This window comes from Streptomyces sp. NPDC041940, assembly GCF_055589465.1.
Genome location: NZ_JBVJBP010000013.1, coordinates 193090 through 208106, shown reverse-complemented (window position 1 = coordinate 208106; position 15017 = coordinate 193090). Strand labels below are relative to the sequence as shown.

The window sequence follows — 15017 nt, the reverse complement described above, 5'->3', positions numbered from 1 at the left end:
CCTGGGTCACGCGTCGTCACCCTCGCGCATCGGGACACGGACGCCCTTGTCCTGAGCGACCGACTCCGCGATGTCGTACCCGGCGTCGACATGCCGGATGACGCCCATGCCGGGGTCGTTCGTGAGGACCCGGCGGATCTTCTCACCGGCCAGTTTCGTGCCGTCGGCGACCGTCACCTGCCCGGCGTGGATCGACCGCCCCATGCCGACCCCGCCCCCGTGGTGCAGGGAGACCCAGGACGCCCCGGACGCCACGTTCACCATCGCGTTCAGCAGCGGCCAGTCGGCGATCGCGTCGGACCCGTCGAGCATGGCCTCGGTCTCCCGGTAGGGGGAGGCGACGGATCCGCAGTCGAGGTGGTCGCGGCCGATGACGACCGGCGCGGCGAGTTCCCCGCTCGCGACCATGTCGTTGAACCGCTCACCGGCCTTGTCGCGCTCGCCGTAGCCCAGCCAGCAGATACGGGCGGGCAGGCCCTGGAAGTGAACCCGCTCCCCGGCCATACGGATCCAGCGGGCCAGGGACTCGTTCTCCGGGAAGAGGTCGAGGATCGCCTTGTCGGTCTTCGCGATGTCGGAGGCCTCGCCGGACAGCGCGGCCCAGCGGAAGGGGCCCTTGCCCTCGCAGAACAGCGGGCGGATGTAGGCGGGGACGAAGCCGGGGAAGGCGAAGGCCCGGTCGTAGCCGGCGAGCCGGGCCTCGCCCCGGATGGAGTTGCCGTAGTCGAAGACCTCGGCGCCGGCGTCCATGAAGCCGACCATGGCCTCGACGTGCGTGGCCATGGACTCGCGGGCCCGGGTGGTGAAGCCGGCCGGGTCCTTCGCGGCGGCGTCGGCCATGTCCTCGAAGGCCATGCCGAGGGGCAGATAGGCCAGCGGGTCGTGGGCGGAGGTCTGGTCGGTGACGATGTCGATCGGGGCGCCCTCGGCGAGCATCTGCGGGAGCAGTTCGGCGGCGTTGCCCAGGAGGCCGATGGACAGCGGCTTGCGCTGGTCGCGGGCCTCGGTGGCCAGCTGGAGCGCGTGGGCGAGGCTGTCGGCCTGCACGTCCAGGTAGCGGTGTTCGATGCGGCGCTCGATGGCGCGCGGGTCGACGTCGACGCAGATGGCGACGCCGTCGTTCATCGTCACGGCGAGCGGCTGGGCGCCGCCCATGCCGCCGAGACCGGCGGTGAGGGTGATGGTCCCCGCGAGGGTGCCGCCGAACTTCTTCGCGGCGACGGCGGCGAAGGTCTCGTAGGTGCCCTGGAGGATGCCCTGGGTGCCGATGTAGATCCAGGAGCCGGCGGTCATCTGCCCGTACATGGTCAGGCCGAGGGCCTCCAGGCGGCGGAACTCCTCCCAGTTCGCCCAGTCGCCGACGAGGTTGGAGTTGGCGATGAGGACGCGCGGGGCCCACTCGTGGGTCTGCATGACGCCGACGGGGCGGCCGGACTGGACGAGCATCGTCTCGTCCTGCTTGAGCGTCCTCAGGGTGCGGACCATCGCGTCGAAGGAGCGCCAGTCGCGGGCCGCCTTGCCGGTGCCGCCGTAGACGACGAGCTTGTCGGGGTGCTCGGCGACCTCCGGGTCGAGGTTGTTCTGCAGCATCCGCAGGGCGGCTTCCTGCTGCCATCCCAGGGCGCTCGGTTCCGTGCCGCGCGGCGCTCGGACGGTGCGGGGTCCTGACATGGTCTGCCTCCCGGCGGTCTGTTGCTACGTCTATTCACATCCTGGCTTTATGAATAGAGCTAGTCAATACATCGGGAGGTCGGCGCGGCGGTGCCGTGGATGTTTGGCTGGATCCATGGATGACGACATGCGGGCAGGTGACTTGGGCGCCGGGCGGGCGGCCCGGCGGGACGAGGCGGTGCGGGCGGCCGTGGAGCAGGGGCTGGTCGGGGCCGGCAGCCCCGTCGTCGGGCTGCTGGACGTCACCGGCATCCGGGAGTCGGCGGCGGAGCTGCGGGCGGCGTTCGACGCGGTCGTGGCACCGGGCACGCCCGTGCTGCACGCCTTCGCGGTGAAGGCGACCCCGCTGGTGCCGGTGCTGCGGCTGCTGCGCGAGGAGGGCATCGGGGCGGAGGTGGCGAGCCCGGGTGAGCTGGCGCTGGCGCGGGCCGCGGGGCTGGGCCCGGAGATGACGGTCCTGGACTCACCCGCCAAGACACCGGCCGAACTGCGCGAGGCGCTGGACCTGGGCATCGCCGTCAACGCGGACAATCCGCAGGAGCTCGACCGCATCGACGGCCTCATGAGCGCCGGCGGCAGTCGCTCCCCGCTCGGGATCCGGGTGAATCCGCAGGTCGGCGGGGGTTCCATCGGGGCTACCTCGACGGCCACGGCGACGTCGAAGTTCGGGGTGGCGCTGCGCGACGAGGGGGCCCGGGAGTGGGTCGTGCGGGCGTACCAGGACCGCCCGTGGCTGACCCGGCTGCACGCGCACACCGGGTCGCAGGGCATCCCGCTGTCGCTGCTGGCCCGGGGGGTCGCGGAGGTGTACGCGCTCGCCGAGGAGATCAACGGGCGGATCGGGCGGCGGCAGATCGACACGCTCGACATCGGCGGCGGGCTGCCGGTGAACTTCGCGTCGGACGCGACGACGCCGACGTACGCGGAGTACGCGCGGATGCTGGCCGCGGAGGTGCCGGGGCTGTTCGACGGGCGGTACGGGCTGGTCACGGAGTTCGGGCGGTCGCTGCTGGCCAAGCACGGCACGGTGCTGGCGCGGGTCGAGTACGCGAAGTCCTCCGGCGGGCGGGCGGTCGCGGTGACGCATGCCGGTGTGCAGGTCGCCACGCGGACGGTGTACGCGCCGGAGAGCTGGCCGTTGAGGATCGCGGCGTATGACGCGAAGGGGCGGGTGAAGGAGGGTCCCGTCGTGGTGCAGGACGTCGCGGGGCCGGCCTGCTTCTCGGGGGATCTGCTGGCGGAGGGGCGGTCCATGCCGGTGCTGGAGCAGGGGGACTACGCGGCGGCGCTGGATACGGGGGCGTATTACTTCGCGCATCACTATGGGTACAACTCCCTCGTCCGGCCCGGGGTTTACGGGTTCGGGCCCGGTGGGGAGGGGGGTGTGGTCTTCGCGGTCGTGCGGGAGGCGCAGACGGTGGCGGAGGTTGTGGCGGAGTCCGGTGGGGCGCATGTGGAGGCGCTGCTGAGTGGCCGGGCGCCGAGCGCTCTGCCCGAGAGGCACGGCAGCGACACGACGTGAGACCAGCCGGAGAAGGCGGCAGGGCGCGCCGTCAGTCCACGAACAGGCCCCGGGCCGCGGCCTTCGCGTCGAACTCCTCCAGGCGGGACTGGGCCTCGGGCAGGTCGTCGCACATCGCCTCCAGCAGCACCCGGCCGAGCAGCATCGGGGCGCAGGCCGTGTCGAAGGCCAGGCCGGTGCCGACCGCGGCGGGGATCAGCAGGTCGGACACCTTGGCGACCGGTGCGAAGGCGGAGTCGGCGACCGTGACGACGGTGAGCCCGGCCTCCTTGGCATGGGCGAGGGTGTCGACGACCTCGCGGGGATGCCGGGGCAGGGCGAAACAGAGCAGTGCGGTCGCACCGGCCCGGACGGCGGCGTCGACGCGGTCCTGGACCATCGTGCCGCCCTCGTTGAGCAGCCGTACGTCGGGATGGACCTTGGCGGCGAAGTAGGCGAAGCCGTGCGCCTGGGCTGCCGCCGCCCGCAGGCCCAGGACGGGGAGCGGACGGGAGGCCGCGAGGAGGCGCCCGGCCCGCCGCACGGGCCCGGTGTCGGCCAGGGCCTCCGCCAGATGGCGCAGGTTCTCGATCTCGGCCTCGACGGCCTGCTGGTACTCGTTGACGGACCCGGCGTCCGCCGCGGGTTCGGCCGGGGCGACCTCGCGCAGATGACGGCGCAGGGCCGGGTACCCGTCGAAGCCCAGGGCCACGGCGAAGCGGGTCACGGACGGCTGGCTGACCCCGGCCAGTTCGGCGAGCTCCACACTCGACAGGAACGGCACGTCGGCGGCCCGCCGCACCATGCTGTGTGCGATGCGCCGCTGGGTCGGCGTCAGCCGGTGGCCCTCGAAGAGCGCCTGGAGCCGCGCGGCAGGGCCCTCGGTCACGCTCATGACGTGCTCCCCCTCGCCTATTCAGTAGCTGAGGATTCTGCATGAGCATATGCAGACCGGCAAGCGGGTGCCGAGGGCCGCCCCCCGTCCCGACACGGGGGCTAACCCCAGTGCGGCGGGCATCGCTTCTTTCTACCGTGGGTCACATGACCGGAATGGACGCGCGGGACACCGAGCTGAAGAAGGAACTCGACGCCACCCTGCACGCGCGCAGGGAGCTGGGCGAGGAGTACGAGTCCGCGCTGGTCGACTCGTTCCTGGAGAAGGTCGACCAGCGGATCGACGGCGCGGTGGACCGCCGGGTGCGCCGGCAGCTCGCCGAGCAGCAGATGCAGACGGCCCGGGAGTCCCGGTCGCCGCGGCCCACGGACTCCTGGGGCGAGCGCTTCGGCTTCGGCATCGTCTCCCTGGTCCTCGCGGTGCCGCTGTCCGCGATCGGCGGGGGCGTGGCCCAGCTGCCCGGCATGCTCGTCGCCTGGGCCGGCATCGTGGGCGTCAACGTCGTCCAGGCCCTCCGCACCAACCCGGACCTGTTCGGACGCCGCACGTCCTCCCGGGACAGCGGCTGGGAGGACTGAGCGGGCGTACGCGGTTCAGGCCTGCCGGGTGGGCAGCGCGACGATCTGCCGCAGATTGACCCGGCGCGGCCGGCTGGTCGTGTAGGCCACCAGGTCGGCCAGTTCCTCGGCGGACAGCGCGCCCACCTGGTCCCGCATCTCCGCCACCTGCCGGGCCAGTTCCGCGTCACCGATGTGGGTGAGCAGCTCGCTCTCGACGAACCCGGGCTCGATGTTGGTGACCCGGACGTCCCGCGGCCCGAACTCGCCGCGCAGGGACTCCGACAGGTAGGTGACGGCCGCCTTGGTCGCGCCGTACACCGCGTAGTTCGGGAAGCTGACGTGCGCGGCGATGGACGAGATGTTCACGATGTCGGCCGTACGGCCGTCGGCCGCCGCGCCCACCAGGTCGCCGGTGAAGGCGCCGGTGATCCGCAGCACGCCGGCGACGTTGGTGTCGAGCATGCGCTGCCACTCGTCGGCGCGCCGGGCGTCGACGGGGTGCGGCAGCATGACGCCGGCGGAGTTGACGACCAGGTCGACGGGCCCGTACTCGGTGTGGATCCGGTCGGCGGCGGCCGCCACGGACGCGTCGTCGGTGACGTCCGCGACGACGGCCAGGGCCTGTCCGCCGTCGGCCCGGATCTTCCCGGCGAGTTCCGTCAGCCGTTCCTCACGCCGGGCCAGCAGGGCCACCCGTGCGCCCCGGGCGGCCAGCAGGACGGCGATGGCCTCGCCGATCCCGCTCGCGGCTCCGGTGACGACGGCGGTGCGGCCGGCCAGGTTCTCGTACGACATGGGAGGTCCCCTCGGTGGTGGCCGGGGCGTCTCCCCGGCCTCGTCCACCACCCTCGGCGCCGTCGGCCGCCGTACCCAGGGGGGCGCTTTTCCTGGGTCTGCCGGTACCAGGCTCACCGCGCGCGGGGCGCCTAGGCTCGAAGGCATGGACGGAGAACTGGGAGATTTCCTGCGCTCGCGCCGCGCCCGTATCCAGCCGGAGGAGGTGGGGCTGCCCTCCTACGGCCGCCGCCGTGTCCCGGGTCTGCGCCGCGAGGAGGTGGCGCAGCTGGCCGGGGTGAGCGTCGACTACTACGTCCGCCTGGAGCAGGGCAGGGGCCCCGGGGATCCGTCCCGGACGAAGTCCGGGGGTGTGTCGGACGCCGTGCTGGACGCGGTGGCGCGGGTGCTGCGTCTTGACGAGGCGGAGCAGGCGTATCTGCGGGCGGTCGCCCGGCCCCGCCGGGCCGGGAGCGCTCCGGCCGCGTCCCGGGTGCGCCCGGGTGTCCAGCTGATCCTCGACGGCATGGACCGCAACCCGGCGTACGTCCTGGACCACCGCATGGAGGTGCTCGGCTGGAACGCGCTCGCCGACGCCCTGCTCGACTTCAGCGGCCCCGGCTCCGACGAGCACAACATCCCGCGCCGCGTCTTCCTCGACCCCGCCGCCCGCGAGATCTATCCGGACTGGGCCGCCATCGCGGGCCAGACGGTCGCCCATCTGCGGCTGCAGGCGGGCCACCACCCCGGGGACGCCGCCACCGGGGAACTCGTCGCCGAACTCTCCCGCGCCAGTGAGGACTTCCGCCGCCTGTGGGCCGACCACCTGGTCAAGCCCTGCGACCACGGGGTGAAGCACCTCAGGCACCCGGTCGCGGGCCTGCTGACCCTTCCGTACGAGACCCTCACGATCCCCGGCGCGCCGGACCAGACGATCGTCGCCTACACGCCGGAAGCGGGGTCGGAGACGGCGGAGCGCCTGGCGCTGCTGGGGAGTTGGGTGACGGACCACACGGTCTGAGAAAGCTTGCGCGGGGACCGCCGCACCCCCTGTTCGGGGGGCGGGACGACGGCGGTCCCCGCGAAGGACGCGGACCCGGTCAGGGCCTGGCCCCCGCGTCCGTGGCGTCCGTGGAGGTCCGGGAGCCGCTCCGGAGGTCCTTGTGACGCCTACGGTGCCGGCCGGGGCGGGGAGCCGCTCCCGCCCTGCCGACACCCACCAATGTGCAGGACTCGTGTTAAGCGGGTGCTGCGCGAACGTGACACCCTCGTACCACTTCCGCGAAGTCCACGAAGATCACGGACGCCGCAAGTTCACCCGGTTCACGGGTGGTTCACCGGGCGTTCGCCGCCGCTTTCCCGGTCCTGGCGAGGAAGGACAGCAGGTCCTGCCGGCTGACCACACCGGTCGGCTTGCCCTCGACCAGGACGATCGCCGCGTCCGCCCTGCCCAGCACGGCCATCAGGTCCTCGACCGGTTCGCCGGAGCCGACCTGGGGCAGCGGGCCGGACAGGTGCTTCTCCAGCGGGTCGTCGAGCGAGGCGCTCTTGCTGAACAGGGCGTCCAGCAGCTCGCGTTCCACGACCGAGCCGACGACCTCGGCGGCCATCACGTCGGGGTGGCCGGCGCCCGGCTTGACGACCGGCATCTGCGAGACGCCGTACTCGCGCAGCACGTCGATGGCCTGGCCGACCGTCTCGTCCGGGTGCATGTGGACGAGAGAGGGCATGCGGTCGCCCTCCTTGTCGGCGAGGACGTCGCCGACACGGGCGCTCGGGCCCGTGTCCTCCAGGAAGCCGTAGTCGGCCATCCACTCGTCGTTGAAGATCTTGCTGAGGTAGCCGCGCCCGCTGTCCGGCAGCAGCACCACCACGACGTCGTCCGGCCCGAGCCGCCCGGCGACCTCCAGCGCGGCGACGACCGCCATGCCGCAGGAGCCGCCGACCAGGAGGCCCTCCTCCTTGGCCAGGCGGCGGGTCATCTGGAAGGAGTCCTTGTCGGACACGGCGACGATCTCGTCCGCGACGGTCCGGTCGTAGGCGGTCGGCCAGAAGTCCTCGCCGACGCCCTCGACGAGGTACGGCCGCCCGGAGCCGCCGGAGTAGACGGAGCCCTCGGGGTCGGCGCCGACGACCTGCACCGTGCCGTCGCTGATCTCCTTGAGGTAGCGCCCGGTCCCGGAGATGGTGCCGCCGGTGCCCACGCCCGTGACGAAGTGGGTGATCTTCCCCTCCGTCTGCTTCCACAGCTCGGGGCCGGTGGAGTGGTAGTGGGAGAGCGGGTTGTGGGGGTTGGAGTACTGGTCGGGCTTCCAGGCCCCCGGCGTCTCACGGACCAGCCGGTCGGAGACGTTGTAGTAGGAGTCCGGGTGCTCGGGGTCCACCGCGGTCGGGCACACGACGACCTCGGCGCCGTACGCGCGCAGTACGTTGATCTTGTCGGTGCTCACCTTGTCGGGGCACACGAAGATGCACTTGTACCCCTTCTGCTGCGCCACGATGGCGAGCCCGACCCCGGTGTTGCCGCTGGTCGGCTCCACGATCGTGCCGCCGGGCTGGAGCGCGCCGCTCTCCTCCGCCGCCTCGATCATGCGCAGGGCGATGCGGTCCTTCACGGAGCCGCCGGGGTTGAAGTACTCCACCTTGGCCAGGACGGTCGCCCTGATGCCCTTGGTCACGCTGTTGAGCCTCACCAGCGGGGTGTTGCCGACGAGGCTGATCATCGAGTCGTGGAACTGCACCGTTGTCTCCGGATGCCGCAGAAGAAGTGGTCTGAGTGGTGCCGCCAGCCTATGTGCTGGCCGTGGTCCGTGACGGTCGTTCACTCCGCGTTGAGATTGGGCGACGGCCTGTACGGGGCAAGCACTGGGTGTACGGGTTCGAGGAGGTGGCGGCGACGCATGACGAGCATGTCGAGGGCGAGGGTGGCCCGGCGGATCGCGGCCGGCGCGGCGTACGGCGGCGGCGGTATCGGTCTGGCGGGTGCGGCCGCCGTGGGTCTTGTGCTGGCGGAGGTGCAACTGGCGCGGCGCCGGGTGGGCAACGGCACGTCCGGTCACGTGCCGCACGCGGACGGGCTGTACGGCCGTGCGTACGCCGGCGCCGGTGAGACGCCGCTGCGGCTGACGATGCTGGGCGACTCCACGGCCGCGGGCCAGGGCGTGCACCGGTCCGGGCAGACACCGGGCGCGCTGCTGGCTTCGGGGCTCGCGGCACTGGCGGAATGCCCGGTGCGGCTGCGCACGGTGGCGACGCCCGGGGCCCGTTCGGACGACCTGGACCGCCAGGTGGCCCTGGTGCTGGCCGACCCCGATCCGGTACCCGACATCTGCGTGATCATGGTCGGCGCGAACGACGTCACCCACCGCATGCCCCCGACCCGCTCGGTGCGCTGCCTGGCGTCGGCGGTACGCCGGCTGCGCACGGCCGGTGCGGAGGTCGTGGTCGGCACCTGTCCCGACCTGGGCACGATCGAGCCGGTCCGGCAGCCGTTGCGCTGGCTGGCGAGACGGGCCTCCCGCCAGCTGGCGGCGGCCCAGACGATCGGAGTCGTCGAGCAGGGCGGCCGCACGGTGTCCCTGGGCGACCTGCTGGGCCCCGAGTTCGCCGAGAACCCGCGCGAGCTGTTCGGGCCCGACAGCTACCACCCCTCCGCCGAGGGCTACGCGACGGCGGCGATGGCGGTCCTGCCGAGCGTCTGCGCCTCCCTCGGCCTGTGGCCGGCCGACGAGGAGCGCCCGGACGCCTCCCGTCGCGAGGGCTTCCTGCCGGTGGCCCGGGCGGCGGCGGAGGCCGCGTCGGAGGCCGGCACGGAGGTCGCGGCGGCGATGCCGACCGGGTCGCGGGGACCCTGGGCCCTGCTGAAGCGGAGGCGGCGCCGGCGGGTACCCGAGCAGGAGCCGGCGCCTGCCACGCCCTCGAACTGAGGACAGGGAAAGCAAGCGCTTAGTAAACTGCGGTCAGGGTCACACCGCGAGACCCGTGACCCAGGCCATACGTACGGGTAACTTCCCAGACAGCCCAGCCAGACCACCCGGTACGTCAATGGAGCCGTGATGCCCGAAGCCGTGATCGTCTCAGCCGCCCGCTCCCCCATCGGCCGCGCCGTCAAGGGCTCCCTCAAGGACCTCCGCCCGGACGACCTGACCGCCACGATCATCCAGGCCGCCCTGGCCAAGGTCCCCGAGCTGGACCCGAGGGACATCGACGACCTGATGCTCGGCTGCGGCCTGCCCGGCGGCGAGCAGGGCCACAACCTCGGCCGCGTCGTGGCCGTACAGATGGGAATGGACCACCTGCCGGGCTGCACCGTCACCCGGTACTGCTCCTCCTCCCTGCAGACCTCCCGCATGGCCCTGCACGCCATCAAGGCGGGCGAGGGCGACGTCTTCATCTCGGCGGGCGTCGAGACCGTCTCCCGGTACGCGAAGGGCAGCTCCGACGGCCTGCCCGACACGCACAACCCGCTCTTCGCCGACGCCGAGGCCCGCACGGTCGAGACCGCCCAGTCCGAGGGCTCGACCTGGCACGACCCGCGCGAGGACGGCCTGCTGCCCGACCCGTACATCGCGATGGGCCAGACCGCCGAGAACCTGGCCCGCTCCAAGGGCGTCACCCGCCAGGACATGGACGAGTTCGGCGTCCGCTCGCAGAACCTCGCCGAGGAAGCCATCAAGAACGGCTTCTGGGAGCGCGAGATCACCCCGGTGACCCTTCCCGACGGCACGGTCGTCTCCAAGGACGACGGCCCCCGCGCCGGCGTCACCCTGGAAGGCGTCCAGGGCCTCAAGCCGGTCTTCCGCCCGGACGGCCTGGTCACCGCCGCCAACTGCTGCCCGCTGAACGACGGCGCCGCCGCGCTCGTGATCATGTCCGACACCAAGGCCCGCGAGCTGGGCCTCACCCCGCTCGCCCGCATCGTGTCGACCGGCGTCTCCGGCCTCTCCCCCGAGATCATGGGCCTCGGCCCGGTCGAGGCGAGCAAGCAGGCCCTCAAGCGGGCCGGGCTGACCATCGACGACATCGACCTGGCCGAGATCAACGAGGCGTTCGCCGCCCAGGTGATCCCGTCCTACCGCGACCTGGGCCTCCCGCTGGAGAAGCTGAACGTCAACGGCGGCGCCATCGCCGTCGGCCACCCCTTCGGCATGACCGGCGCCCGCATCACCACCACGCTCATCAACTCCCTCCAGTTCCACGACAAGCAGTTCGGCCTGGAGACGATGTGCGTCGGCGGCGGCCAGGGCATGGCCATGGTCATCGAGCGCCTCAGCTGAGCACCGCACCGTAGCCGCCGTAGCACCGGCTGTGAGGTGCAGGCCCGGAACCCTGAAATCCCCAGGGTTCTGGGCCGTTTTGTGATCCAATCTCCCCCAGGATGTGACCTATCTCCCTCCATCCGGGGAGAAGCGCAGGTCACAGCAGCCACACCCCCTCCCCCGAGGCCCGAGCCCTGTCCCTTTGGTGACGTTACGCACTGACAGGTGGTTAGTCCGCCCTTCAAGCTGATGTAGGAAGTCGGGGGTCGACTTTGAACCGGGAGTACGTCAGTGAGCGCCATGCCGATCGCGTTGCTGGTCACCACGGCCGCCACGGGCGCCGTGGGTGTTGCCGTCCTGCGCACCGTGCTGCAGCTGCGGCGACAGGTCGCGGCCCTGCACACCGCGCTGGCCGAGAGCCGGGCCGCCACCACCCGTGCGCTGCTGCCGGCCGCCCGCACCACCGCCGACGCCGAGGAGATACGCGCCGCCGTCGCGGCTGCCCTCGCGGAGGAACGGGAGCGGGAGCTCGCCGAGGCGCGGGCGTTCTGGGCCGCCCAGGAGACCCGTGACGCCTCCGACGCGCCGACCCTGCTGGGCCTGCCCGACCCCGATCTGTTCCTGCCCCGGCAGGCCGATTTCGCGGGCCTTGAGCCGGTGTCCGAGACGGGCGCCGACACCGAGGAGCCGGCCGGCGAGTCCCCGGAGCTGGCCGCGGCCCGCCGCCGTCACCCCTCCCACCCGGACTTCGTGCCGGCGCAGTCCCCTGTGGTGAACGACCACGAGCGCACGGTCGCCACCCTGGAGGAGCTGGCCTCCTCCCGCGTCGAGCTGACGGACGTCCGCCCGGGCCCGCTGGGCACCCTCGACGTCTACGTCTTCGCCGACGGCACGACCCTGTGCATGACCCCGGGCCACCGGGAGACAGCTGAACACCTCGCCACGGCCCTGCGCGCGGGCGAGACCCCGGTCCTCCTGGGCGGCTCGGGCGTGTCAGGCGCGTACTCGCTCACCTTCGAGTGCGGCGAGGAGAACGTCTACATCCTGGCCGACCGAGTGATCGCGTCCCTTTAAGGGGCGCGGGGAACTGCGCGAGCAACCACACACAACCGGCACACGCAAACGGCGCTCACACCCCCGCCCGCTTCTGCGCCTCCTCCACCACCCTCACCGCGTCATCGACGTCGGCGTCACTGGGAATCACCACGGCCAGATCATGCCCGGCCACGGTGATCTGATCTGCGGCAGCAAACATCCCCGCATCCGGCATCTCCCGAGGCTCCACACCCGGCTCCTCAAGAGCCTGCGCCCTACGGGCCAACTCCCGGGCCAGCTCCAGAGCCTCAGCGGCAGCACTACGCTGCAACCGACTCTGGGGCGCGGCCCTCAAACGATCGGCGAAGTGATCCACCGCACGGGTCAGAGGCGTCGTATCAACCACGCCGCGAGCGTAGCCGTCGCACCGGGACTGTTGCCAACGGGCGAACACTCAGGCACGGTGACCTGAAGGACCGGCTTACATCCCAGCGTCCGGAGGCGCCGATGTCCCAAGTCTTCTCCGAAGAGACCCATCGCAACCTGCTAGCCCGCATCCCGCACTGCACCGGTCGTGAGATCACCGACTGGCTTCGCACCGTCGAAGATGGCCCGGCGCTCTTCCGTTTCGAGGAAAAGGTCAGCTGGCTCCGGCACGAACACAACCTGGCCTACGGCCACGCCAAGGCGATCGTCCATGAGTACGACCTGAGGAGGGCCGCGCGCAAACTGCTCTAGGCGCGGACAACGAGAAGGGCCCCGGCCGAAGCCGGGGCCCTATCGCGTACGACGGTCAGGACTGGCCGTACTAGTCGCTGCTGTTGAGGATCGAGATGAGCCTCAGGAACTCCAGGTAGATCCAGACCAGCGTCAGCGTGAGGCCGAAGGCCGCGAACCACGCCTCCTCACGCGGAGCACCGTAGGCGATGCCGTCCTCGACCTGCTTGAAGTCCAGGGCGAGGAAGCAGGCTCCGAGGATGATGCCGATGACGCCGAAGATGACGCCGAGGGCACCACTGCGGAAGCCGAGGCCGTCACCGCCGCCGAACACCGCGAACAGCAGGTTCACGGTCATCAGCAGGATGAAGCCGAGCGCGGCCGCCATCACGAAGCCGTAGAAGCGGCGGTTGACGCGGATCCAGCCGGCCTTGTAGGCGATCAGCACACCGGCGAAGACCGCCATGGTGCCGATCACGGCCTGCATGGCCGCGCCGTCGGCGATGCGGTTGTCGACGATGTTGGAGACGACGCCGAGGAAGACACCCTCGAACGCGGCGTACGTCAGGATCAGCGCGGGCGAGGCCTTGCGCTTGAAGGACTGTACGAACGCCAGCACCATGCCGATCAGCGCCGCGCCGATACCGATGCCGTAGCTACGGCCGATGTTGGCGTCGTCGATCGGCAGCAGGGCCCAGGAGAGCGCCGCGGTGAGGACGAGCACACCGAGCGTGCTCCCCGTGCGCAGGACGACGTCGTCGATGGTCATCCGGCCGGTGGTGGCCGGCGCCTGCGGCGGTGCGCCGTGCTGCAGGTCCTGCTGGGCGTAAGGGTTCTGCGCGTACGGGTTCTGCGCGTACTGGTCGCCCGACGGCTGCGCGTACGGGTTGCCCTGCGTGGCGACAGCGGGACCCCCGGCCTGCGGCGCGGTGTTGAAGCCCGCGTAGCCGTTGTCGCGGCTGAACCCCCGTCGCGAGAAGACCGGGTTTCTGCTCCTCATTTCACTCCTCCACGGCCACACGTCATGGCCTTGGCTCAAGAGTAATAGGTAGGCAAAGGAATGACCCTACTGCTTGGGGAGGATCTTTCCCTCATCGTGCTGCGCAACACGCTACGCGGCTTCGTGATTCCCCTCACCGGAGGGGGTCACTCATGTCTCACCCGAAGGGGAAGCCCGTGTACCCCTCCGCCAGGTCGGTCTCGGCGGCGCGGCTGGAGGCGATGCGCTCCAGGCGGGCGAGCTGGAGCCGGTCCTCGAAGCCGGTCGCGCCGGGGGCGCGGTGCAGCAGGGTCGTCATGTCGTAGGAGAACCGCTCGGCCTGCCAGATCCGGCGCAGACAGGTCGGCGAATAGGCGTCGAGCAGTTCCGCCGAACCGGTCTCCTTCCGGTGTGTCAGGGCCCGGGCGAACGTCACGACGTCGCCGACGGCGAGATTCAGCCCCTTGGCGCCGGTCGGCGGCACGATGTGCGCCGCGTCACCCGCGAGGAAGAGGCGGCCGTGGCGCATGGGCTCGTGGACGTAGGAGCGCATCGGAGTGACGGACTTCTGGGTGATCGGGCCGCGCTCCAGGCGCCAGTCGTCGGCGGTCTCGAAGCGGCGCTCCAGCTCGTCCCAGATCTCCTCGTCGCTCCACGCCTCGGGGTCGGTGCCGTCGGGCACTTGGAGGTAGAGGCGGGAGACGGACGGCGAGCGCATGGAGAGCAGGGCGAAGCCGCGGTCGTGGCGGGCGTAGACCAGCTCGTCGTGCGAGGGCGGTACGTCGGCGAGGATGCCGAGCCAGCCGAAGGGGTACGTCCGTTCGAAGACCTGGGTCAGTTCGGCCGGGATCGCCTGGCGGGCCACGCCCCAGAAGCCGTCGCAGCCGACGACGTACTCGCACTCCAGGACGTCCTCGCGGCCCTCGCGCCGGAAGCGGACGCGCGGGGCGTCGGTGCCGGCGTCCTCCACGGCCAGCGCCTCCGCCTCGAACAGCAGCGGGCCGCCCTCCTGGAGCTGGAGCGCGATGAGGTCCTTGCAGACCTCGGTCTGGGCGTAGACCGTCACGGACCGGCCACCGGTGAGGGCGGGGAAGTCGACGCGATGCCGTCGGCGGTCGAAGCGCAGTTCGATGCCGTCGTGGCGCAGGCCCTCGCGGTCCAGGCGCTCCCCGGCGCCGGCCGCGCGCAGCACGTCGGCCGTGCCCTGCTCCAGGATCCCGGCCCGCTGCCGCCGTTCGACGTAGGCGCGGTCGCGGCTCTCCAGGACGACGGAGTCGATGCCCGCGTTGTGGAGCAGCCGGGCGAGGAGGAGGCCGGCGGGGCCGGCTCCGATGATGCCGACAGTGGTGCGCATCGGGCACCTTCTCTCACTCTTGTTCGTGTGGTGAAAATTTTTTCACCACTGTTCGATGTGAGTTTCCGACGGCATGCGCCCGCTGTCAACGGGCATGCCGTGAAGTCTTCAATGAACCATGCAGGAGTCGGAAGGTGCCCGGAGCCGGACTCGAACCGGCACGCCCGCGAAGGGGCAGCGAGGTTTAAGCTCGCCGTGTCTGCATTCCACCATCCGGGCAGGCCATGGGCTCCGCGTCGAGGTTCCGAGACTATCGGGACGGATCCCCCGAAC

At 71.4% G+C, this 15017-nt stretch carries 14 protein-coding genes and 1 tRNA gene; 7 read left to right on the top strand and 8 right to left on the bottom strand.

Translation table 11 applies throughout. The annotated features are described in order from the left end of the window. Positions 1-6: 6 nt before the first annotated feature. Positions 7-1671, bottom strand: a complete 1665-nt coding sequence (gene hutU, locus ACZ6I3_RS23045; protein ID WP_469416945.1) for a urocanate hydratase — start codon at positions 1669-1671, stop codon at positions 7-9. Between hutU and ACZ6I3_RS23040 the strand changes: the two genes are divergently transcribed. Continuing rightward, positions 1670-3193, top strand: coding sequence for a type III PLP-dependent enzyme domain-containing protein (locus tag ACZ6I3_RS23040; protein WP_469416943.1), 1524 nt, complete (start codon positions 1670-1672; stop codon positions 3191-3193). The two genes, hutU and ACZ6I3_RS23040, sit on opposite strands and share 2 nt — an antisense overlap. 31 nt (positions 3194-3224) lie before the next feature. On the opposite strand, the gene ACZ6I3_RS23035 is transcribed toward ACZ6I3_RS23040, so the two are convergent. Beyond that, the gene (locus ACZ6I3_RS23035; RefSeq protein ID WP_469416941.1) at positions 3225-4067 is read right to left on the bottom strand and encodes a MurR/RpiR family transcriptional regulator; all 843 of its coding nucleotides are present in this window, start codon (positions 4065-4067) and stop codon (positions 3225-3227) included. 155 nt (positions 4068-4222) lie between these two features. Between ACZ6I3_RS23035 and ACZ6I3_RS23030 the strand changes: the two genes are divergently transcribed. Further along, entirely contained in the window at positions 4223-4645 is a 423-nt protein-coding gene (locus tag ACZ6I3_RS23030; RefSeq protein WP_469417026.1) for a hypothetical protein, read from the top strand. A gap of 15 nt (positions 4646-4660) precedes the next feature. Here ACZ6I3_RS23030 and ACZ6I3_RS23025 read toward each other — a convergent pair whose 3' ends face one another. Continuing rightward, positions 4661-5422: an SDR family oxidoreductase gene (locus tag ACZ6I3_RS23025; protein ID WP_469416939.1), complete on the bottom strand. Its 762-nt coding sequence runs from the start codon at positions 5420-5422 to the stop codon at positions 4661-4663. A gap of 145 nt (positions 5423-5567) precedes the next feature. Here ACZ6I3_RS23025 and ACZ6I3_RS23020 point away from each other — a divergent pair, with 145 nt between their 5' ends. Beyond that, positions 5568-6422 (top strand): helix-turn-helix transcriptional regulator, encoded by an 855-nt coding sequence (locus tag ACZ6I3_RS23020; protein ID WP_469416937.1) that lies wholly within the window; start codon positions 5568-5570, stop codon positions 6420-6422. Between the two features lie 313 nt (positions 6423-6735). Here the strand turns inward: ACZ6I3_RS23020 and ACZ6I3_RS23015 are convergent, their stop codons facing one another. Next, a complete protein-coding gene (locus ACZ6I3_RS23015; protein WP_469416935.1) occupies positions 6736-8142 on the bottom strand; it encodes a cystathionine beta-synthase in 1407 nt (468 codons plus the stop codon). Positions 8143-8301: 159 nt separating this feature from the next. Between ACZ6I3_RS23015 and ACZ6I3_RS23010 the strand changes: the two genes are divergently transcribed. From ACZ6I3_RS23010 to ACZ6I3_RS23000, 3 genes are all read left to right on the top strand, one after another. Beyond that, entirely contained in the window at positions 8302-9327 is a 1026-nt protein-coding gene (locus ACZ6I3_RS23010; protein ID WP_469416934.1) for an SGNH/GDSL hydrolase family protein, read from the top strand. A gap of 129 nt (positions 9328-9456) precedes the next feature. Further along, a complete protein-coding gene (locus ACZ6I3_RS23005) occupies positions 9457-10677 on the top strand; it encodes an acetyl-CoA C-acetyltransferase (protein ID WP_469416932.1) in 1221 nt (406 codons plus the stop codon). Between the two features lie 273 nt (positions 10678-10950). Beyond that, positions 10951-11733, top strand: coding sequence for a hypothetical protein (locus ACZ6I3_RS23000; protein WP_469416930.1), 783 nt, complete (start codon positions 10951-10953; stop codon positions 11731-11733). A 55-nt stretch (positions 11734-11788) separates the two neighbouring features. Here the strand turns inward: ACZ6I3_RS23000 and ACZ6I3_RS22995 are convergent, their stop codons facing one another. After that, positions 11789-12100, bottom strand: coding sequence for a hypothetical protein (locus tag ACZ6I3_RS22995; protein WP_391109784.1), 312 nt, complete (start codon positions 12098-12100; stop codon positions 11789-11791). Positions 12101-12201: 101 nt separating this feature from the next. On the opposite strand from ACZ6I3_RS22995, the gene ACZ6I3_RS22990 reads away from it, so the two are divergent. Continuing rightward, the gene (locus ACZ6I3_RS22990) at positions 12202-12432 is read left to right on the top strand and encodes a DUF4287 domain-containing protein (RefSeq protein WP_215120964.1); all 231 of its coding nucleotides are present in this window, start codon (positions 12202-12204) and stop codon (positions 12430-12432) included. Positions 12433-12502: 70 nt separating this feature from the next. Here ACZ6I3_RS22990 and ACZ6I3_RS22985 read toward each other — a convergent pair whose 3' ends face one another. From ACZ6I3_RS22985 to ACZ6I3_RS22975, 3 genes are all read right to left on the bottom strand, one after another. Further along, positions 12503-13411, bottom strand: coding sequence for a Bax inhibitor-1/YccA family protein (locus ACZ6I3_RS22985; RefSeq protein WP_469416928.1), 909 nt, complete (start codon positions 13409-13411; stop codon positions 12503-12505). A gap of 157 nt (positions 13412-13568) precedes the next feature. Further along, complete coding sequence (locus tag ACZ6I3_RS22980; RefSeq protein WP_469416927.1) at positions 13569-14744, bottom strand: 4-hydroxybenzoate 3-monooxygenase; 1176 nt, start codon at positions 14742-14744, stop codon at positions 13569-13571. Positions 14745-14879: 135 nt separating this feature from the next. After that, positions 14880-14963, bottom strand: a tRNA-Leu gene (locus ACZ6I3_RS22975). Positions 14964-15017 lie beyond the last annotated feature (54 nt).